Genomic DNA, 19,213 nt, shown 5'->3' on the forward strand with positions numbered 1-19,213 from the left:
CACGACACCCCGGCACCAACACCGAGAGAACACGAACATGGCGATCAAGAAGGTAGGAGTGGTCGGCTGTGGCCTGATGGGTCACGGCATCGTCCAGGTCGCGGCCCAGGGCGGCTTCGACGTGGTGGCCTTCGAGGCCGACCAGAGCGCGCTCGACCGCGGCCTCGGTCGGATCGAGAAGAGCCTCGCGAAGCTGGCCGAGAAGGCCGTCGAGAAGGGCAAGGCCACGAAGGACCAGGCCGACGCGGACGCGAAGGCGACGCGCGCCCGGATCACCGGTTCGACCGACAAGTCGTCCCTGGCAGACTGCGACCTCGTCGTCGAAGCCATCGTCGAGGACCTGGACGTCAAGAAGGCCCTGTTCGCCGAACTCGGCGCGCTGTGCAAGCCCGAGACGATCTTCGCCTCGAACACCTCGAGCTTCCCGATCGCCGAGATGGCCCAGGCCTCCGGGCGCCCCGAGCGCATGGTCGGCCTGCACTTCTTCAACCCGGTGCAGCTGATGCGCCTGGTGGAGGTGGTGCGCTCGGACGCGACCGCGGACGACGTCTTCGCCGAGGCGCGTTCGTTCGGTGAAGCGGTCGGAAAGACGCCGGTCTCGTGCAAGGACACGCCCGGATTCGTCGTCAACCGCCTGCTCGTGCCCTACATGACCCAGGCGCTGCTGATGCTCGAGCGCGGCGACGCCTCCAAGGAGGACATCGACGCCGCCATGCAGTTCGGCTGCGGCTACCCGATGGGGCCGATCACGCTCACCGACTACGTCGGACTGGACACCACCCTCTCGATCCTCGAGGGCTGGGTGGATCGCTACCCGAACGAACCCGCCTTCGCGATCCCCAAGGTCCTCGTGGACAAGGTCGCGCAGGGCAAACTGGGCCGGAAGACCGGCGAAGGCTTCTACATCTGGGAAGGAGACAAGCGCTCATGAGCTTCAACGCACTCGCACTCATCACCGCAGCGGCCGCGGCTTCCGTGGCACTGCTCGGGACCTCGATACCCGCGACGGCGACCGCACCGGTCGCGTTCGAACTCGAGGCACCGAAGGTGTCCTTCGAGGCGCCCGGACTGTTCATCGCCGGGCAGCCCTACGAGGTCACCATCGACGTCGAGGCCGGCAAGAACGGCTCGCCGCTCGCCGGTTGGATCATTTCGCCCGCGGCCTTCCTGGTGGACGGCGTTCCGCTCGGTGAGCGCACGAACGAGGCGATGCTGCAGCTGCCCCCGGGCGCGAAGCTGAGCGTGACCTTCGACCTCGGTCAGTTCATCGAGGCCGAGCGCGGCTTCGAGCTGGCCTTCGCCAAGAACCTCAGCAACTCCGCGCCGATCTCGGTCGCCGCGCTCGCCCCGGTCGCGGCCGGTGGACAGAGCTTCATGGAGCGCGACGTCGACACGCTCGGCGACTACGTCGTGGTGATGGAGACGACGGCCGGACCGCTCGTCCTCGAGTTCTGGCCCGACCGCGCGCCGAACCACGTGCGCAACTTCCTCGACCTGTCCTACACGGGCTTCTACGACGGGATCATCTTCCACCGCGTCATGAAGGGCTTCATGATCCAGGGCGGCGACCCCCAGGGAACGGGGACGGGCGGCGGACCGCGCACGCTCGACGCGGAGTTCAGCGACGCCGATCACGTGCGCGGCGTGCTCTCGGCCGCGCGCCTCGGCCACGACGTGAACTCGGCCACCAGCCAGTTCTTCATCATGCACGCCCACACCCCGAGCCTGAACGGTCAGTACAGCGCCTACGGCAAGCTCGTCATGGGCTACGACACGCTGGACGCGATCGCCACGACCCAGACCTCACGCGGCGACAAGCCGGTGGTCGACCAGGTCATCGAGTCGGCGCGCGTCTACCGCCGCATGCCGGCCGCCGAGAAGAAGGGGGGCGAGTGATGTCCACCGACCTCGACAACGTGCGCGTCACCTTCGCGACGACCGAGGGTCCGCTGACCTTCGAGTTCCTGCCCGGCAAAGCGCCTGGCCACGTGAAGAACTTCGTCGAACTGGCGGAGAAGGGCTTCTACGACGGGACCGTCTTCCACCGCGTCATCCCCGGATTCATGATCCAGGGGGGCTGCCCGGAAGGGACCGGCATGGGCGGCCCCGGCTACAAGATCGACGCCGAGTTCAACGACGTGCCCCACGAGCGCGGCGTGCTCTCGATGGCGCGTTCCCAGGACCCGAACTCGGCCGGTAGCCAGTTCTTCGTCTGCCACGGGACCGCCAGCTTCCTCGACGGCCAGTACACCGCCTTCGGGCGCCTGGTCGAGGGCGACGACACGCTCGACAAGATCGCGACCGCGAAGACCCAGCCCGGTGGTGAGGGCTCCAAGCCCGTCGCCCCCGTGAAGGTCGAGAAGGTCACCGTCGAGCGCCCGAGCGCCGGCTGATCCCACCGCCCGAGCTTCGCCGCACGCGGCGCGGGTCGAGCGATCGACTCGCGCCGCGCGTGCGAATCGCCGCCCCGTGGCGGCACCACAGAACACCCGACCCCGACCCGCCAACCGCATCGATCCCGTGACCTACGAGAACATCACCCTCGAGAAGAAGGGCGCCGTCGCGCTCCTGACGATCAACCGACCCAAGGTCATGAACGCCCTCAACGACGCCACCGTCGGCGAGCTGGCGCACGCCTTCGACGCGGTGGGTGAGGACGACGACGTCCGCGCGCTCGTCATCACCGGTTCGGGCGACAAGGCCTTCATCGCCGGCGCCGACATCAACGAGTTGGCGCGCATGAACCCGCTCGGAGCGAAGGCACTGGCCTTCAAGGGCCAGCAGACGCTCACGCGCCTCGAGCACCTGGGCAAGCCGTCGATCGCGATGATCAACGGCTTCGCGCTGGGCGGCGGTTGCGAGTTGGCACTGGCCTGCACGCTGCGCACGATGAGCACGAAGGCCCGCATCGGCCTGCCCGAGGTGAGTCTCGGCATCATCCCCGGCTACGGCGGCACCCAGCGCCTGGCGCGCATCGCGGGTCCCGGCGTGGCGCGCGAGTGGGTCCTGACCGGCGACATGTTCGACGCCACAGAGGCTCACCGCGTCGGCGTCGCGAACCGCATCTTCGAACCCGAGCAGCTCGAGGAGGGGACCATGAAGATGGTGAACACCATCCTCGGGCGCGCGCCGGTCGCCGTGCGCCTCGCCATGGACACGATCCGGCGCGGCACGAACATGAGCCAGGCCGAGGGCGAGCTGATCGAGACCGACATGTTCGGGCTCGCGGCCACGACCGAGGACATGAAGGAGGGCATGGCCGCCTTCCTCGAGAAGCGTCCCGCCCAGTTCAAGAACGCCTGAGCCCACTGGAGACCAAGACCATGAAGACTGACATCGTTCTCGTCGGCGGCGCACGCACCGCCATGGCCGAGTACTCCGGCACGCCCGGCTACGGCAAGTTCAAGGACATCAGCGCGATCGACCTCGCCGCGCACGCGTCCAAGGCCGCGATCGAGCGCTCGAAGGTCGATCCCGCGACGATCGAGCACGCCGTGATCGGCAACGCGCTGCAGACCTCGAACGACGCCATCTACGGCGCGCGGCACGTGGCCCTGAAGGCCGGCGTGCCCCAGGCATCTGGCGCGTTGACCGTCAACCGCCTGTGCGGCTCGGGCATCCAGTCGATCATCAACGCGGCGCAGATGATCCAACTGGGCGAAGCGGGCACCGTGCTCGCCGGCGGCATGGAGAACATGAGCCAGGCGCCGTTCGTCCTGCACGGCGCGCGCGAGGGGTTCCGCCTCGGCATGCAGCCGCCGCTCCAGGACCTTCTGTTCGCGTCGCTCCAGGATCCCTACTGCGGGCTCTACATGGCGCAGACGGCCGAGAAGATCGCCAAGCGTCTCGGCGTGTCGCGCGAGGAGCAGGACGCCTACGCATTGCGCAGTCACCAACTCGGCGCCCAGGCCGTCCGTGAGGGCCGCTTCGCCGAGGAGATCGCGCCCTACGTGATCGAGACGCGCAAGGGCGAGCTCTTGATCGACACCGACGACCACATCAAGCCCGACACGACCGCCGAAGGCCTCGCGAAACTGCGCGCGGCGTTCGGGAAGGACGGCACGGTCACGGCCGGCAACGCCAGCGGCATCGTGGACGGCGCGGCGTCGGTGGTGCTGACCACCGCCGAGCGCGCGAAGGCCGACGGCCTGGACGAGTGGGCGCGCGTCGTGTCCTACGCGACCGTCGGCGTCGATCCGTCCGAGATGGGCATCGGCCCCGTGCCTGCCATCCGCGCCTGCCTCGACCGCGCGGGCGTGTCGCTGTCACAGGTCGACCGCTTCGAGATCAACGAGGCCTTCTCCGCCCAGTACCTGGGATGCGAGAAGGAGCTCGAGCTCGACCGCGAAAAGGCCAACGTGAACGGCGGCGCGATCAGCCTCGGACACCCGCTGGGCGCGACCGGGACGCGTCTGGTCCTGACCCTGATGTACGAGCTGCGCCGCAGCGGACTGCGCTACGGCGTCGCCTCCGCCTGCATCGGCGGCGGTCAGGGCATCGCCATGTTGATCGAGAACCCGCGCGCCTGACGCGCGCCCGAACCAGGACGAACCCAGTGAACGAGCTGATCCACACGAACTCCGACGGCCGCCGCGTCGTGCGCCTGCCCGCGGGCGCCAAGGTCCTCTACCTGACGAAGGACCTTTCGAAGATCCGTGCCCAGCTCGACGGTTCGCTGCGCCTCTCGATGGCGGACGTCACGCCCGCGGAGCTGCTCGACGACATCAACACCGACGTGATGACGCCGGCCTGGGTGTGTTTCCGACACAAGCCGGAGGACATCGCCCTCGACGCCTACGCGGGTCTGCTCGACGACGCGGGCGAGCGCGTGTTCGGCACGCGCGCGCTCATGGACGGCGGCTTCACGGTCATCGTCTCGGGCCAACGCAAGGGCACGGGCTCGAGCCGCGAGACCGCGGTGCAGTGCGAGAAGTGGAGCGGCATCCAGCTGGTCGTCGCGTCCTCGTTCGCGCCGATCCACGAGCGCAACAACATCAACCTCGGCCAGTTGATGACCGACCACGCGGTGCTCGCGCGCCTCGAGGCCGGTGAGGAGATCCAGCTCGAGACGTTCACCGGCGAGTACGACCCGGTCACGCGCGCGATCCTCGAGAACGGCGGTCTGTTCGAGTTCGGCAAGCGCCTGAAGGACGGCGAGATCGCGCTCGATCTCGAGCGCACCGATGAGCGGCCGATGACGATGGCCGAGAAGATCGTCGCCACCCACCTGGTGCAGAGCGGCGAGCGCGATCCGGGAACCGCCGTGAAACCCGGTCAGGCCTGCCTCGTGCGCGTCGACGCCGGCTACAGCCACGAGTTCACGACGGCCCAGGTGCACCACTTCCTCGTCCAGGAGTTCGGCGCCGACTACAGCCTGCCGAACCCGGCCAAGTTCGCGGTCTTCGAGGACCACCTCCTGTACGCCGACGGCGTCGCGCGCTTCGCCCCGTTCGTCGAGCAGATCCACACGCTGCGCCGGCTCCAGAAGGAGTTCCAGGTGCACACGGGCGTGCGCGACTACTCGGCCGTGGACGGCGTCTCGCCCGGCATCTGCCACCAGGTCGCGCGCGAGCACTTCGTCGACCCCGGCGACTTCGTGCAGGCCACGGACAGCCACACCTGCATGGGCGGCGGCAACAACGCGCTGTCGTACGGCGTCGGCTCGACCGAGTACGCGGGCCTGATCCAAGCGGGCTTCACCTTCGTCGAGGTGCCCGAGTCGATCCGCTTCCACCTGACCGGTCGCCTGGTCCAAGGCTGTACCGCGAAGGACGTCATGCTGTACATCCTGAAGGTGCACGCCACGGCCGAGGACACGCTCGATCGCGTGATGGAGTTCGGTGGCCCGGGTCTCGCGTCGCTCGACATGGACGAGCGCGCGACGTTGTGCAACATGGCCACCGAGTGCACCGCAAAGTCGGGCATCTGCGAGGCCGACGAGCTGACGCTCGAGTGGCTCGCGGCGCGGCGCCCGAACGTGTCCCGCGGCGAGATCGCGGCCAAGTTCGTGGTCGCCGACGAAGGCGCCCACTACGACGGCGGCGTCCACGAGATCGACCTGTCGGCGATCCGGCCCATGGTCGCCAAGCCGCACGACCCGACCTACGGCGTCGCGGTCGACGAGCTCGAGGAGGTCGCGATCGACATCGCCTACGGCGGTTCCTGCACCGCGGGCAAGAACAGCGACTTCGACTTCTACGCCCGCGTCCTCGCCGAAGCCGTCGAGAACGGCCGGCGCGTGGCGGACGGCGTGCGCATGTACATCCAGTTCGGCAGCGCCGACGTCGCGACCTATGCCCGCGAGAAGGGCTACCTCGACGTCTTCGAACGCGCCGGCGTCCAGATCATCAACCCCGGCTGCGGCGCCTGTATCGGCTGCGGCCCCGGCGTCAGCGAAACCACCGAACAGGTGACCGTCAGCGCCATCAACCGCAACTTCTCGGGCCGCAGTGGTCCGGGCAAGCTCTACCTCGCGTCGCCGTTGACCGTGGCCGCCAGCGCCATCACCGGCCGCATCACCGCTTACCGCCCCGGCATGTTCGCCGCGGCGGCCGCCAGCGTCTGACCGACGCGGGCCTTCCCCCCGACCCAAAGGGTCCTTCCAGTCTCGCGCGGCGGCCCGTTCGCCGCGCCCCAGTAGGTAGCCACCATGAAGCAGCACGACGTCGCGATCATCGCCGGAGACGGCATCGGACCCGAAGTGACCACCGAGGCCTTCAAGGTCGTGCGAGCCGCCGCTTCGCGCTTCGGCTTCGAGGTACGGGAGAACTACCTGCCGCTGGGCACGAACCACTACCTCGAGACGGGCGAGATCTTCCCCGACGCGCGGTTCGAAGAGGTCAAGCAGCACGACGCGATCTACCTCGGTGCGATCGGCGATCCGCGCGTTCCGGTCGGACTGATCGAGTTCGGGATCATCGCCAAGCTGCGGTTCGAGCTCGACCTGTACGTCAACCTGCGACCGGTCAAGCTCTACGACGCGCGCCTGTGCCCGCTCAAGGACAAGACGCCGGACGACATCGACATGCTGATCGTGCGCGAGAACACCGAGGGCGCGTACTCCGGCATGTTCGGGCACGCGCACAAGGGGCAGGCGCTCGAGGTCGCGACGCAGACGATGGTCTACACCCGCGAGGGCTGTGAGCGCGTCATCCGCTACTCGTTCGAGCTCGCCAAGCTGCACGGCCGCAAGCGCGTGACCCTCGTGGACAAGGCGAATGCCGTCCGCGCCCAGGACATCTGGACGCGCACCTTCGCGATCGTCGCCGCCGACTACCCGGACATCGAGACCGACCACGCCTACGTCGACGCCGCTTGCATGTGGATGATCAAGAACCCCGAGTGGTTCGACGTCATCGTCACGACCAACCTGTTCGGCGACATCATCACCGACCTCGGTGCGAGCCTGCAGGGCGGCATGGGCATCGCCGCCAGCGGCAACATCAACCCCGGAAAGGTCAGCCTGTTCGAGCCGATCCACGGTTCGGCGCCGAAGCACGCCGGCAAAGGCACCGCGTCGCCCGTCGCCGCGATCATGGCCGGCTCGATGATGCTCGACTACCTGGGCGAGAAGGAGGCGGCCGAGGCGATCGAGAAGTCGATCATCTCGCTCATCACCCAGAATCGCATCCGCGGCGTCCGCACCGGCGAGCACGGCACGGCCGAGGTCGGCGACATGGTCGTCGAGCAGATCGCGCAGTACGCGCCGGCCTGATCGCGACCCGAACCGCTCCGACGCTCACCACACACCAACTGGACACTCCGATGGCGGACTGGATCGAAGAGGGCACCAAGGCGCCCGCGTTCACGCTCACCAGCGACGACGGCAGCAAGGTCAAGCTCAGCGACCTCGCCGGCTCGCCCGTCGTGCTGTACTTCTATCCGAAGGACGACACGCCCGGCTGCACGATCGAGGCGAAGGCCTTCCGTGCGAAGTCGAAGCAGCTCGCCAAGCACGGCGCGGTCGTGCTCGGCGTCAGTCCCGACGACCAGGCCAGCCACGCCGCGTTCAAGGCGAAGTACGACCTCGACTTCCCGCTGCTCGTCGACGCCGACCACAAGGTGGCCGAGAAGTACGGCGCCTGGCGCGAGAAGAACATGTACGGCAAGAAGTCGATGGGCATCCAGCGCTCGACCTTCCTGATCGGTGCCGACGGGAAGGTGAAGAAGGTCTGGAAGCGCGTGAAAGTGGAAGGGCACGACGAGAAGGTGCTCGAGGCCCTCGCCGCGCTGGACTGACTCCCCGGGGCTCGCCGGCGACGGAGGGCGTGCACGACTCGCACTTGGTCGTCGGTGGCTCCGCCCCTCCTGTTCCTCGAAGAGAACCGAAGCGTTGAAGCCTCCCGTCTCCGACTGCCGTTTCCACCTGGCCTTCACCGTGGACGACCTCGCTGCGGCGCGTCGTTTCTACGCCGATTTGCTCGGCTGTCCCGTCGGACGCACCAGTGACCGGTGGATCGACTTCGACTTCGCGGATCACCAGATCACCGCGCATCTGGTCGATGCGGGCAGCGACGCCGCGCCCACCAATCCGGTCGACGGCGAGAACGTGCCCGCGCGCCACTTCGGCCTGGTCCTCGCCTGGGCCGAGTGGGAGCACCTCGTCGAGCGCATCCGCGCCGCCGGTCATCCGTTCCGCATCGAGCCCCAGGTGCGCTTCGAGGGCCTGGTCGGCGAGCAGGCCACGTTCTTCGTGGACGACCCGGCGGGCAACAGCCTCGAGTTCAAGGCCTTCCGCCGGCCCGAGGAGATCTTTCGGCCGCGGCCCTGAGGCGTCGCGTGCGCGCGTGCTGGCGACGAGTTCACGTCCAGCCTTCGCGCGCCGTGTTCGTGGGCGCTACTAGCCCCAGACGCTGAACGCACCCGCCGGCGGCGCGTCCAGGTCGCCGCCGCGCGCCAGTTCCTCGAGGTACGCGCGACGCGAACTGCGCGCCTGCGCCGGACGCTGCGAGACCTGACGCAGCACGCAGTCCAGTTCGATCGTCTCCTCGATGCCCGGGAACAGCTCGGGCAGCACGGCGCTCTGGAACGCGTGCATGTGCATCGGGTGCAGCGCGACGCGGTCACTGGTCACGTCCGGGCGGTCGAGCCCCGCGCACCAGGACGCGTGGCGGTAGCCGACGTTCCACTCGCGCAGGAGCGATTCGATCATCGTCGCGTGCTGGAAGATGGACTGGTCGAGATCGCCCCCCATCTCACCGCGCAGGAACACGACGCGACCCTGTTCGGTGCGGACCTCGAGCTCCAGCTGGAAGCCCTCGAGCCGCAGGTCGAACGACGCGCGGCGCGCCCGTTCGGTGTGGCCGCGCGGAGCGAGCGCCGAGGCGGCCAGGCGCGACGACGTGTAGCGGCGGGGAACCCACAGGGTCGTGCGCGTGTCGCCGCCCGACGGCCGCACCGGGATGCGGATCGCGAGGTGGTGCTGCACGAGTCCCAGCCGCGCGGGCCAGATGCGATCGACACCTCGGCGCAGGGCGGCGAGCGGACTCGCGTTCGGCGCGGCCGGTTCGCCGACCACTCGGGCCGGAGCGCGCAGGGCGTAGTCGATCAGCACCAGCGCCTGGCCGCGCAGCGTCACCGCTTCGTACGTGCCGGGCAGCGAACAGCCCAGTTCCTGGGCCGGCACGCGCAGGATCGCGAGCAGGCGGCGGTCGGCGGGCTGGGGGCTGTGGTGGAGGATCGACATGTGGGTCGGACGGCGGGCGGGGGCGTTCGGTGCCCCGTCCCAGCCTAGCGGTCCGTGCCCCCGCGAGGGGAGTTCGAGTGCCCCCGTCCCAGCGCCCCAGTCCTGCGCCGAGCGCCGTTCAGACGCCCACGTCCACCCGGTCCTGACCGCAGCCCGCGCCCAGGGTCCAGCGCACGGCGCGCTGCACGTCCCCCAGCGCCTCGCGCAGGTCGTTGGCCGGCGCGCGGCGCACCAGAGTGAACCGCTCGGCGAAGTCGTCGGCCTCGGCCAGGTGTTCGGGCCGCAGGAAGCTCGTCCCGAGGCGTTCGGCCCCGGCCCGAGCCAGGTGCCAGATCTCGGCTGCCGCGACGGCCAGTTCGTCGTCCTCGAGGCCCACTTCGCCGGCGCGCACCCAGCGCTCCTGCAGGTCCTCGCGCCAGGACTCGAGGCGCGCGAGCGCGCGATCGGTCGTCGCGTCGTCGTACAGAAGGCCCGACACGAACGTCACCGCCGCGGCGCGCCAACAGGGCGGCAGGGCGTCGATCGCGCGCAGTTCGAAGAACCCGCGCACGCGCACCTCGAAGAACACGGTCGTGAGGTGGTAGCGCAGGTCGTCCGGCGTGGGGAAGCCGTGCTCGGGGTGTCCGTCCTTCAGCCAGTCGCGGAACGTCCACCCGCCCGGGCCCGGCTCGGCGCCGTCGCCCTTCTTGACGAGCAGGACGTCCGCGTCGAGGACCGCTTTCACGTACTGGTCGACCGGCTCGCCGCGTCCCAGCAGGAACTCGGAGGGGAAGCCCGAGCGCGTCGGATCCAGGTGCTGCCAGATGCGCGCGCGGCGACAGTGGTAGCGCGGCTCGCCCGGCGCTTCGGGACTGGTCGAGAAGATGGCGACGAGCAGTGGGCTCAAGAAGTTGCCGAGCTCCCAGCGCGGCGCGACGCGGTCCGGCGCGCCGAGGTCGAGGTTGACCTGCAGGCTGCACGAGTTGCGCATCATCCACGCGCCGTACGGCGAGCGACTCTCGAGGTACGCCGCCATCGACCAGTAGCGCGGCGCGCGCAGTTGCTGCGGCACCTCGTCCGGCGTGTGCCACGGATCGACGCCGAGCGAGAACAGTCGCGCGTGGCTCTGGGACACGGCGCGGTCCATCGCTCCGCCGATGCGCAGCACGTCGTCGAGCGCGGTCGAGGCCGAGTCGTAGACCGCGGTCGAGTGCTCGAGTTGCGCACCCGGCTCGAACGTGATGCTGCCGCCGCCGGGCAGCTCCATCGCGGGCGGGTGCTGGTCGAAGCGCGCGGCGCCGAGCAGCGGATCGCGCGAACGTCCGAGCCGGTCCAGCGCCCCACCCGGCCCCTCGAGCGGGAGGCGCGGACCGGGCAGCCCGTCCTCGCCGAGGATCATCGCGAAGCGCTCCGGCTCGAGCCCGATGCGCCCGGGCTTCGGATCGTCGAGGCGCGGCGGCGGTTGGAACGAAGAGGCGGCGACGATGTCGCGTGCGTCGGCGAGCGTCACCGCTGCCTGCGGGTCACGGGTGGGCATCGATCCATGCTACCCGCGCCCGCGCCGACGTCGGCGCCTCAGACGGGCACGACGCCGGCGTCCCGTGCCACGGCTTCCTCGTCGACGGCGGGGCGCACGAACAGGGCGAAGAGGCAGGGGACCAGGAGCAGGGTGATCGCCGTGGCGAACATGACCCCGAAGGCGAGGGAGACCGCCATGGGGACCATGAACTGGGCCTGGACGCTGCGCTCGAGCATCAGCGGCGTGAGGCCCGCGAACGTGGTGACCGAGGTCAGGATCACGGCCCGGAAGCGCGCCACGCCGGCGGCCATCACGGCGTCGATCAGGCCCACTCCGGCGCGCAGCTCGCGGTTCACGAAGTCGACCAGCACCAGGCTGTCGTTCACGACCACGCCCGAGAGCGCGATGATCCCGAGGATCGAGAGCATCGACAGGTCGTGGCCGGTGATGAGGTGTCCGCCGATCGCGCCCACGATGCCGAAGGGGATCGCGCTCATCACGAGCAGCGGCTGGACGTAGGAGCGGAAGGGGATCGCCATCAGCGCGAAGATCCCCAGCAGCGCGATGACGTAGTAGCGCGCGAGCTGGGCGAGGGAGTCCGAGCGTTCCTTCTCGGTGCCCGAGAACCCGGTCACCAGTCCGGCGTGCCGCGCCTCGAGGCCGGGGAGGATCGTCTCCTCGAGTTCGCGGCGCAGCGCCTCCTTGTTCTGGACCTGGGTGTCGATGTCGGCCTCGACCACCAGGGAACGTTGCCGGTTCGAGCGGTCGATCGCTGCGTATCCGCGCGACAGGCTCGCCGTCGCGACGTCCCCGAGCGGCACCTCGGCTCCGTCCGCGGTGCGCACGCGCATGCGTTCGAGTTCGGACAGTTCGCGCCGTTCGGCGGCGGGGAAGCGCAGCATGACGCGCACGTCGTCGCGACCGCGCTGCATGCGCTGGACCTCCTCGCCGTAGAAGGCCTGCCGGACCTGGCGCGCCACGTCGGCCTGACGCAGACCGAGCTGTTCGCCCGCGGGGCCCAGGTCGAGGTCGACCTCGCGCTTGCCCTCTTCGTAGGAGTCGCGGATCCCGTACACGCCGGAGTAACTCGCGAGCGTGTCCTGCAGGTCCTGCGACGCCGCGATCAACGTCTCGGTCGACGGCGCGCGCAGCCTGACCTGCACGTCCTTGTCGGCGCCGGTCAGCGCGGCCGAGAACTCCACCTCGGCGTCGGGCGGGAGGTTCGGTGCGACCAGCTCGCGCCAGCGTTGCTCGAGCACCGTGGCCGACGTCTCGCGCGTCTCGGAGGGCACCAGTTGCAGCGTCACCTCGGCCAGGTGCGCGCCGCCGATCGACTTGCCGCCGAGTCCGTCGTTGGACTGGCTGTTCGCGCGGTAGGGCTGACTGCCGAGCGCCGTGAAGTAGTGCTGGACGAGATCGCCGTCGCCGACCTTCGGGTCGGTCCCGCGCAGTTCCTCCTGCAGCTGCGCCGCCGCGTCCTCGACGATCTGCGCCACTTCCGTCGTCCGTTCGATCGGCGTGCCGGGCGGCAGCTTGATCTGGGCCGCCACGTTGTCGCCCTCGATGTTGGGCATGAAGTTGAAGTTCAGCATGCCGTTCGAGATCACGCCGAACGTCGTCGCCATCAGGCCGACCGCCACCGCCAACGTTGCGAACCGCCAGCGCAGCGCCGTCCGCAGGATCGGGGCGTAGCGCTTCAGTGCGAAGGTCTCGAGCCCTTGCGAGAAGCGCGCCTGGAAGCGCGTCCACCACGAGAAGGGCGGCACGGTCGACAGCCACTCGACCAGGCGCGGCGTGTGCGACAGGTGCGCCGGCAGGATCAACAGCGACTCGACGAGCGAGAACACCAAGGTCGGGATCACGACGGCCGGGATCATGAACCACAGCCGGCTCATCGCGCCGTCCATGAACGCCATCGGGAGGAACGCGAGGATCGTGGTCGAGACCGCGAACAGCACCGGCTGCGCGATCTCGAGCGCGCCGCGGCGTGCGCCCGCGCGGCCCTCCTTCTGCTTGCTCTGGTGCGTGTGGACGCTCTCCGCCACGACGATCGCGTCGTCGACGACGATGCCCATCACGAGGATGAAGGCGAAGAGACTGATCATGTTCACCGACGTGTCGAGCGACGGCATGACCGCCAGCGTCCCGACGAAGCAGACCGGGATGCCGAGCGCGACCCAGAACGCCAGTCGGAAGCGCAGGAACAGCGCCAGGATCACGAAGACCAGCACGAGGCCTTGGAGGCCGTTGCGCATCAGGGTCTCGAGTCGGCTCTCGAGGATCTTGCTCTCGTCGCCCCAGGTCGTCAGCGTGAAGACGTCGGACAGGCTCGCCGACTTGCGCTCGACGTAGGCCTTGACCGTGTCCGCGACGGCGAGCGCGCTCTGGTCGCCGACGCGGAAGACGCGCAGCTGGATGGACGGCCGCCCGTCGAAGCGCGAGGCCTGGTCCGTCTCGCGGAAGCCGTCGACGACGTCGGCCACGTCGCGCAGGAGGACACGCGAGCCGTCGGTGCCCGTGCGCACCACCAGCTCCTCGAAGTCGATGCCGTCGTAGGCCTGGGCCGAACTGCGCAACAGGATCTCGCCGTCCGCCGCGCGCACCGCTCCGCCCGGCAGGTTGAGCGACGAACGGCGCAGCGCGGCGGCCACCTCGTCGAACGTCAGTCCGTAGCGGCGCAGGCGGTCCTCGGACAGTTCGACCGTCAGCTCGTACGGCCGCGCGTTGATCAGCTCGACCTGGGAAAGTCCTTCGAGCGCGAGCAGCTCGTCGCGCACCTCCTCCGCCAGGCGCCTGAGCGACCATTCGTCCGCATCGGCCGCGATCGCGACCTCGATCACCTTCTTGCGGACGACGATCTCCGTGACGATCGGCTGCTCGGCCTCCTCGGGGAACGTGTCGATCGCGTCGACACGGACCTTGATGTCGTCGAGCACGATGCGCGGATCCGCGTCGGTGCGCACTTCGACCAGCACCGTGCCGGCGTTCTCGGACGCGGTCGAGTTGATCTCCTCGATGCCGTCCACGTCCCAGACGGCTTCCTCGATCCGCGTGCAGATCGACTCCTCGACCTCGGCCGGCGACGCCCCGGGGTAGGGGACCGAGATCGAGACCAGGCGCGGGTCGAGCTCGGGCAGCACCTCGATGTTCACGCGGCCGAGCGAGACGACGCCGATCGCGACGATCAGCGCCATGAGCATGTTGGCCGCGACCGAGTTGTCCGCGAACCAGGCGATGACGGCCTTCATTGGTCGCTTCCCTCGAGGACACGAGCACCGTTCGGCGCGGCGGTCTCGGGCGTCGCGGCGTTCAGCACCCGCACCTCCATGCCGTCGGCCGAGATCGGGAGACTGGAGACGACCACGCGTTCACCGGGTCGAAGGCCGCCCGTGATCACGACGCTGTTCGAGTCGCGGCGCGCCACGTGGACGGGGCGCCGGAAAACCTGCGAAGCGGCGCCGATCACCAGGACCTCGTCACCGCCACGCAGGGCCGAACGCGGCAGGACGATCGCGCCCTCGATCACGCGTCCCTCGATGAGGGCCTGCACGAACCGTCCGGCGCTCGGTCGCATGCCCTCGTCCAACAGGACGCGCGCGTAGACCTCGAGAGTCTGCGTGCGCGGGTCCACCTCGGGCGACATCCGTACCACCTGTGCGGCGAGCGTCGGTCCGCCGTCGCCGTCCAAGAACAGCCGAACGTTCGGCTCGGCCTGCGGGTCGAACGTGTTCGCAGCCGCGAGGTACGGTTGGTCCGAGCCCGACACGGCCAGGCGCACCTCCCACTCGTCGACACCGACCAAGGTGCCCATCACCTGGCCGGGCGCCGCGTACTGCCCCAGTTCGATGCGGCGTTCGGTGATGCGGCCGTCGAACGGAGCGGTGATGCGCGTGCGCTCGAGGTTGGTGAGCGCCTGTTCGAGTTGGACCTCGGCGGTGCCGACGCGCGCGCGGGCCTGGGCCAGTTGGGGCTCGCGGCGCACGAGCGCGCTGGGCTCGCCGGTGCCGATCAGCTTCCACTCGGAGACTGAGGTCTCGGCCTGGGCCTCTTCGAGTTCGAGCGCGGCGCGCACCTCGGCCAGCGCCGCTTCCGCGCGGGCCACGGCGAGCTGGAAGTCCGAGCGCTCGAGCTCGACCAGGAGGTCACCGGCGCGCACCTCGGCGCCGCTCTCGAAGTCGTCGCCGAGGGCGGTGACGCGCGCTGCCAGCTGGGAGGACAGATCGAGTCGCGCGACGGGTTCGAGGCGTCCCGTGCTCTCGATCGTGATCGGAACGTCCGCGGCGTGGACCGTCATGACTTCGACGGTCGGCACTACGACTTCGGGCGGCACGCTCACGGCGCGGTCGCGCGAGAGGACCAGCATGGCGGTGACCACGGCGGAGGCGCCGAGCACGATCAGCACGAGGACGAGCTGTCGCAGGGGCGGCGCGGTGTCGGTGGATGAGGTGCGCATGGTCGGGTGCGTGAGGCGGGTCGTTCGGACGCGCTCGGTCTGTGGTGATCCGCTCGGTGGTGGTCGGCTTCTGCGAGTGGGGCCGTCGTCGCTCGCTCCGTGCGCGCGACGTGATCGCGTGGCCCCGTTTACTGGTTGCTGCCCTTCACGTCGCTCGGCTCGGGCATGTCGGTCCACGCCGCGTCGGACTTCGGGCGCTCGAGCGGCGTCGGCGGCTGCACCTTCGGGCGGGCGACGTCGGTCGCGCGTCGCGCTCCGGCGAGCGTGCCGCCGAGCGCGAGGTGCAGGTCGATGCGGGACTCGAGGCGCAGGCGCCTGACGCGCACGCGCTCCGAGCGCGTCGCGAGTGCGGTGCGCTGGGCCAACAGCAGCGTCGCGATGTCGGTCTGACCGCGTCCGTAGCGGTCGAGCGCGCCCTGTTCGGCGCGCGTGGCCGAAGCCTCAGCGAGCGCGAGTTCGCTCTCGCGCGTGGCCAACAGTCGTTCCGCCTCGAGCAGGCGTTCGATCTCCGCGCAGGCCCGCAGGACGAGGTCGGTGAACTCCTGTTCGGCGGCGGCGAACTCGGACTCGCGCGCGTCGACGCGTGCGCGCAGTCGGCCGTTGTCGAAGATCGGCGCGAGCACGTTGCCGGCCAGGCTCCAGACGCGGAAGTCGCCGTCGAGCAGGTCGGCGAGCTCGTTCGAGCGCGTCCCACCGCTGGCGGTCAGGCTCAGTCGGGGGTAGAGCGAAGCGCGGGCCGAGCGCGTGTCCTGGTGGGCTGCCATCAGCCGTTCGCGGGCCGCGCGCAGATCCGGTCGGCGGTCGAGCAGTTCGGCCGGAAGACCGCCGGGCACGTCGGCCGGCACGCGCGGGAGGGTGCGCGCCGCGGCGTAGGTGCCTTCCGGGTAGCGACCGAGCAGGAGTTCGAGCGCGCGCCGGGCCTCGGACTCCGCGCCGCGCGCCACGGCCAGGTCGGCGCGCGCGCGAGCCGCTTCGGTCCGCGCGAGTTCCACGTCCAGGGCCGCGATCCCGCCGGAGTCGAAGCGCTGCTCGATCGAGCTCTGCCAGGTCTCGCGGTTGCGGACGGCGAGCGCGGCGATCTCGGTCTGCTGCGTCGCTTCCACGATCGCGATCCAGGCCTTCACGGCGCGCGCGGCGATCGACTGGGCCGCCCCCTCGAGATCCCACTCGGTCGCGGCGAAGCGATTGCGCGCGGCGGAGCGGTCGGCCGCGATGCGACCCCACAGGTCGAGCTCCCACGAGACCGTGGCCGTCAGTCCGAAGCTGGTCGCGTAGTTCGTGAACAGCGGATTGCCGGGGATGACGCCGATGATGTTCTGGCGACTGCGTGCGCCGTCGAGCGAGGCGTCGAGCCGCGGCCGACCGGCCCCCGCAGCGTCGCGTGCCACGGCCGCCGCCGCGTCCATGCGACTCGAAGCGGCGCGCAGCGAGCGGTTGTTCGAAAGTGCCTCGAGCACCAGCGCGTCGATGCGTTCGTCCTCGAACTCGCGCCACCAGGCCACGGGCGACGCGCTGTCCGCACCCGTGGTGCTCCCGACGAACGCGTCCGGCAGGTTCGGCGTGTAGCGCTCGGGCGCGAGCGGCTTCGCGCTGTGGCAGCTCGCGACACACGCCAGCGACCACACGACCGCGAGAGCACGCCAGCGCACGCGGGTTCGCTGGACCAGGAGAGCGCCGTGGGATGCACGCGGTCGAGTCATTGGAGCGGTTCCGTGTCGTTGGGGGCGGCCGGCGCGTCGGGTGGCGTGCGACGCACGGGAGCGCGCAGGCCGGCCGCGGCGTAGGCCACCAGTTCGTCGGCCACGCGTTCGGGCGTCGTGGTGAACGGCGGGAAGCACGTCGGCCCGTTCGAACGGTGCGCCTGGGCCAGCACGTTCGCGAGCGAACCGATCGTGAACTGCATGCGCAGGGCGAGCTGTTCGCGATCGAGATGGGGGAGCTGAGCGGCGAGCACGGGCAGGAACTTCGAGCGCACCTCGTCGAACTCCTCGCGCAACGCGGTGAGGTGATCACCCGGCTCGGCGAACAGCCGGCCGACCAGGCGCACGAAGTGTTCGCCACCCGGCTCGTCGCGCAGGGCGAGCATCGGCCGCACCAGCACGTCGAGCACGTCCTCGAGCGGCGGAGCCTGCGGCGCGCTCGCGGCGATCAGCCGCTCGAGCCGCTCGACGCGCTGGCGATTGACAGGTTCGACCCGACGGCGGAAGAGCGCGACGAAGAGGTCCTGCTTCGAGCCGAAGTGGTAGTGGACCGCCGCCAGGTTCGCGTCGGCCGCGGCCGTGATCCGGCGCAGGGACGTGGCGCCGTAGCCGTGCTCCGCGAAGAGCCTCTCGGCCGTGTCGAGCAGGGCCTGGCGGGTGGCCGCGCCGCGCTCCACGGCGCCGGGCTGGGCGCTCGGGTCGAGGCCGGTGGCGGGAGCTTCCGTGGGCGTGTGGGGCTCGGAGAAGTCGTGCATCAAACGTCCGTTTGAGCCGCCGCTTCTACCACGCACCAGTGCTGGCCTCGCTCGTTGGTGACGGAATTCCCCTCCTAGGGGTCCCAGGAGGGGTTTCGGCCGCCGGACCGCGCAGAGCCTTCCTCGGCCCGGCGCCCGCAAATCTTCTGGGATGCCCTGGGGGCGCCTGGCGGCCGAATGGCATCACCAACGAGCGAGGCCAGCACCGGGGCGTGGACGGGCTGCCGATCGGGGCGCGGGACAAGGGGTTGGGGCCGCCTGATCGCGTTCCGCTCGTTTGCCCTGATCACCGCCACCCGCTCGGTCCGAGAGACCCGCGAAGGAGGTGGCAACATGCTGCCGCACATACCGTCGGAGAACAGTGGGGAGGCCGATGCCACCCGTGCCCTGCGCGCGTCGGAACGCGTCGGGGAGGCCGTCGCCAAGGCGCCGCAGGACGTGGACGCGGGCGAGGCAGCACGGGGTCGTCGGGTGGATGGGGTGGAACTCTCACCCCGTGGGGAACGCTTGGCCGAGCGCGTGTTCGGCCGTGAGCGCGAGCACCTGCGCGCCCACGAGGAGCGTGCGGGACTGGCCCGGTCGCGCGCGCGATCCGGGCCGGACGTCGCCGGTGACGACGCGAGCGAGCGCGTGCGCGCCGAGTTCGCGGACGCGGCGCTCGAGCGCGCGCGGCGTGAGTCCGGTCGCGAGACGCGGGCCGCGCCGCCGGAGGTCGACGCCGAAGCGGTGCGCGAGCTGCGTCAACTGCAGCGCTCGGATCGTCAGGTCCGGTTGCAGGAGAACCTCAAGCGCCAGATGGGGGCCGAGCACGTGCGCGGTGGGGCCGAGTACTCGTTCGTGGAAGGGCCGGACGGTCGGCGCTACGCGGTGAGCGCGTCGTCCGAGTTCGAGCTACCGGACGCGAACACGGATCCGCGGCAGGCGGCCCACGACGCGGCGCAGATCCGGCGTGCGGTCCTGGCGGCGGCTCGGTCGTCGCCCGCGGACCGAGCGTTGGCGGCGCGCGCGACGAGTCTCGAGGCTCGCGCGCGGGCCGAGATCCCCGTCGAGCCTCGCGAGCCCACGTCGCGAGACACCGAGGACACGGACCGGGATCGGGGCTCCGTCGATCGAGCGGCGTAG

Annotated in this window: 16 protein-coding genes; 10 read left to right on the plus strand and 6 right to left on the minus strand. The window is 70.2% G+C overall.

The features are described from left to right. The first annotated feature begins 37 nt into the window (after nucleotides 1-37). The 9 genes from Pla163_RS06580 (at nucleotide 38) to Pla163_RS06620 (ending at nucleotide 8,770) form a co-directional block, all read left to right on the plus strand. Entirely contained in the window at nucleotides 38-931 is an 894-nt protein-coding gene (locus Pla163_RS06580; RefSeq protein ID WP_145185426.1) for a 3-hydroxyacyl-CoA dehydrogenase family protein, read from the plus strand. After that, nucleotides 928-1,896: a peptidylprolyl isomerase gene (locus Pla163_RS18830; RefSeq protein WP_419186386.1), complete on the plus strand. Its 969-nt coding sequence runs from the start codon at nucleotides 928-930 to the stop codon at nucleotides 1,894-1,896. The genes Pla163_RS06580 and Pla163_RS18830 overlap by 4 nt, the downstream gene beginning before the upstream one ends. Then, the gene (locus Pla163_RS06590) at nucleotides 1,896-2,393 is read left to right on the plus strand and encodes a peptidylprolyl isomerase (protein ID WP_145185429.1); all 498 of its coding nucleotides are present in this window, start codon (nucleotides 1,896-1,898) and stop codon (nucleotides 2,391-2,393) included. The genes Pla163_RS18830 and Pla163_RS06590 overlap by 1 nt, the downstream gene beginning before the upstream one ends. 127 nt (nucleotides 2,394-2,520) lie before the next feature. Next, nucleotides 2,521-3,303: an enoyl-CoA hydratase-related protein gene (locus tag Pla163_RS06595; RefSeq protein WP_145185432.1), complete on the plus strand. Its 783-nt coding sequence runs from the start codon at nucleotides 2,521-2,523 to the stop codon at nucleotides 3,301-3,303. Nucleotides 3,304-3,323: 20 nt separating this feature from the next. Beyond that, a complete protein-coding gene (locus tag Pla163_RS06600; RefSeq protein ID WP_145185434.1) occupies nucleotides 3,324-4,529 on the plus strand; it encodes a thiolase family protein in 1,206 nt (401 codons plus the stop codon). 26 nt (nucleotides 4,530-4,555) lie between these two features. Further along, the gene (locus tag Pla163_RS06605; RefSeq protein ID WP_419186387.1) at nucleotides 4,556-6,565 is read left to right on the plus strand and encodes an aconitase family protein; all 2,010 of its coding nucleotides are present in this window, start codon (nucleotides 4,556-4,558) and stop codon (nucleotides 6,563-6,565) included. A gap of 84 nt (nucleotides 6,566-6,649) precedes the next feature. Continuing rightward, nucleotides 6,650-7,714 (plus strand): 3-isopropylmalate dehydrogenase, encoded by a 1,065-nt coding sequence (locus tag Pla163_RS06610; RefSeq protein WP_145185438.1) that lies wholly within the window; start codon nucleotides 6,650-6,652, stop codon nucleotides 7,712-7,714. 50 nt (nucleotides 7,715-7,764) lie between these two features. Beyond that, nucleotides 7,765-8,238 carry a thioredoxin-dependent thiol peroxidase gene (gene bcp, locus Pla163_RS06615; RefSeq protein ID WP_145185441.1) on the plus strand — a complete coding sequence of 158 codons (474 nt, stop codon included), beginning with the start codon at nucleotides 7,765-7,767 and terminating at the stop codon, nucleotides 8,236-8,238. A gap of 94 nt (nucleotides 8,239-8,332) precedes the next feature. Further along, entirely contained in the window at nucleotides 8,333-8,770 is a 438-nt protein-coding gene (locus tag Pla163_RS06620) for a VOC family protein (RefSeq protein WP_145185444.1), read from the plus strand. A gap of 69 nt (nucleotides 8,771-8,839) precedes the next feature. On the opposite strand, the gene Pla163_RS06625 is transcribed toward Pla163_RS06620, so the two are convergent. The 6 genes from Pla163_RS06625 to Pla163_RS06650 all read right to left on the minus strand — a co-directional run bounded on the left by Pla163_RS06625 (nucleotide 8,840) and on the right by Pla163_RS06650 (nucleotide 18,091). Then, nucleotides 8,840-9,685: a hypothetical protein gene (locus Pla163_RS06625; protein ID WP_145185447.1), complete on the minus strand. Its 846-nt coding sequence runs from the start codon at nucleotides 9,683-9,685 to the stop codon at nucleotides 8,840-8,842. 118 nt (nucleotides 9,686-9,803) lie between these two features. Continuing rightward, complete coding sequence (locus Pla163_RS06630; protein ID WP_145185449.1) at nucleotides 9,804-11,201, minus strand: glutamate-cysteine ligase family protein; 1,398 nt, start codon at nucleotides 11,199-11,201, stop codon at nucleotides 9,804-9,806. Between the two features lie 38 nt (nucleotides 11,202-11,239). After that, a complete protein-coding gene (locus Pla163_RS06635) occupies nucleotides 11,240-14,431 on the minus strand; it encodes an efflux RND transporter permease subunit (protein WP_145185451.1) in 3,192 nt (1,063 codons plus the stop codon). Beyond that, a complete protein-coding gene (locus Pla163_RS06640; RefSeq protein WP_145185454.1) occupies nucleotides 14,428-15,636 on the minus strand; it encodes an efflux RND transporter periplasmic adaptor subunit in 1,209 nt (402 codons plus the stop codon). Before Pla163_RS06640 ends, Pla163_RS06635 begins: the two co-directional genes overlap by 4 nt. A gap of 128 nt (nucleotides 15,637-15,764) precedes the next feature. After that, the gene (locus Pla163_RS06645; RefSeq protein WP_419186388.1) at nucleotides 15,765-17,285 is read right to left on the minus strand and encodes an efflux transporter outer membrane subunit; all 1,521 of its coding nucleotides are present in this window, start codon (nucleotides 17,283-17,285) and stop codon (nucleotides 15,765-15,767) included. Between the two features lie 47 nt (nucleotides 17,286-17,332). Continuing rightward, the gene (locus Pla163_RS06650; protein ID WP_145185460.1) at nucleotides 17,333-18,091 is read right to left on the minus strand and encodes a TetR/AcrR family transcriptional regulator; all 759 of its coding nucleotides are present in this window, start codon (nucleotides 18,089-18,091) and stop codon (nucleotides 17,333-17,335) included. Nucleotides 18,092-18,571: 480 nt separating this feature from the next. On the opposite strand from Pla163_RS06650, the gene Pla163_RS06655 reads away from it, so the two are divergent. Further along, entirely contained in the window at nucleotides 18,572-19,213 is a 642-nt protein-coding gene (locus Pla163_RS06655; protein ID WP_145185463.1) for a hypothetical protein, read from the plus strand.

It is taken from the genome of Rohdeia mirabilis (genome assembly GCA_007750655.1).
Classification (GTDB): Bacteria; Planctomycetota; UBA1135; order UBA1135.

What these genes read in the sequence shown, in the direction of transcription:
- Pla163_RS06625 (WP_145185447.1), bottom strand. Translation starts at nt 9,685, where the DNA reads ATGTCGATCCTCCACCACAGCCCCCAGCCCGCCGACCGCCGCCTGCTC.
- Pla163_RS06635 (WP_145185451.1), bottom strand. Translation starts at nt 14,431, where the DNA reads ATGAAGGCCGTCATCGCCTGGTTCGCGGACAACTCGGTCGCGGCCAAC.
- Pla163_RS06640 (WP_145185454.1), bottom strand. Translation starts at nt 15,636, where the DNA reads ATGCGCACCTCATCCACCGACACCGCGCCGCCCCTGCGACAGCTCGTC.
- Pla163_RS06630 (WP_145185449.1), bottom strand. Translation starts at nt 11,201, where the DNA reads ATGCCCACCCGTGACCCGCAGGCAGCGGTGACGCTCGCCGACGCACGC.
- Pla163_RS06600 (WP_145185434.1), top strand. Translation starts at nt 3,324, where the DNA reads ATGAAGACTGACATCGTTCTCGTCGGCGGCGCACGCACCGCCATGGCC.
- Pla163_RS06580 (WP_145185426.1), top strand. Translation starts at nt 38, where the DNA reads ATGGCGATCAAGAAGGTAGGAGTGGTCGGCTGTGGCCTGATGGGTCAC.
- Pla163_RS06610 (WP_145185438.1), top strand. Translation starts at nt 6,650, where the DNA reads ATGAAGCAGCACGACGTCGCGATCATCGCCGGAGACGGCATCGGACCC.
- Pla163_RS18830 (WP_419186386.1), top strand. Translation starts at nt 928, where the DNA reads ATGAGCTTCAACGCACTCGCACTCATCACCGCAGCGGCCGCGGCTTCC.
- Pla163_RS06590 (WP_145185429.1), top strand. Translation starts at nt 1,896, where the DNA reads ATGTCCACCGACCTCGACAACGTGCGCGTCACCTTCGCGACGACCGAG.
- Pla163_RS06650 (WP_145185460.1), bottom strand. Translation starts at nt 18,091, where the DNA reads ATGCACGACTTCTCCGAGCCCCACACGCCCACGGAAGCTCCCGCCACC.
- bcp (WP_145185441.1), top strand. Translation starts at nt 7,765, where the DNA reads ATGGCGGACTGGATCGAAGAGGGCACCAAGGCGCCCGCGTTCACGCTC.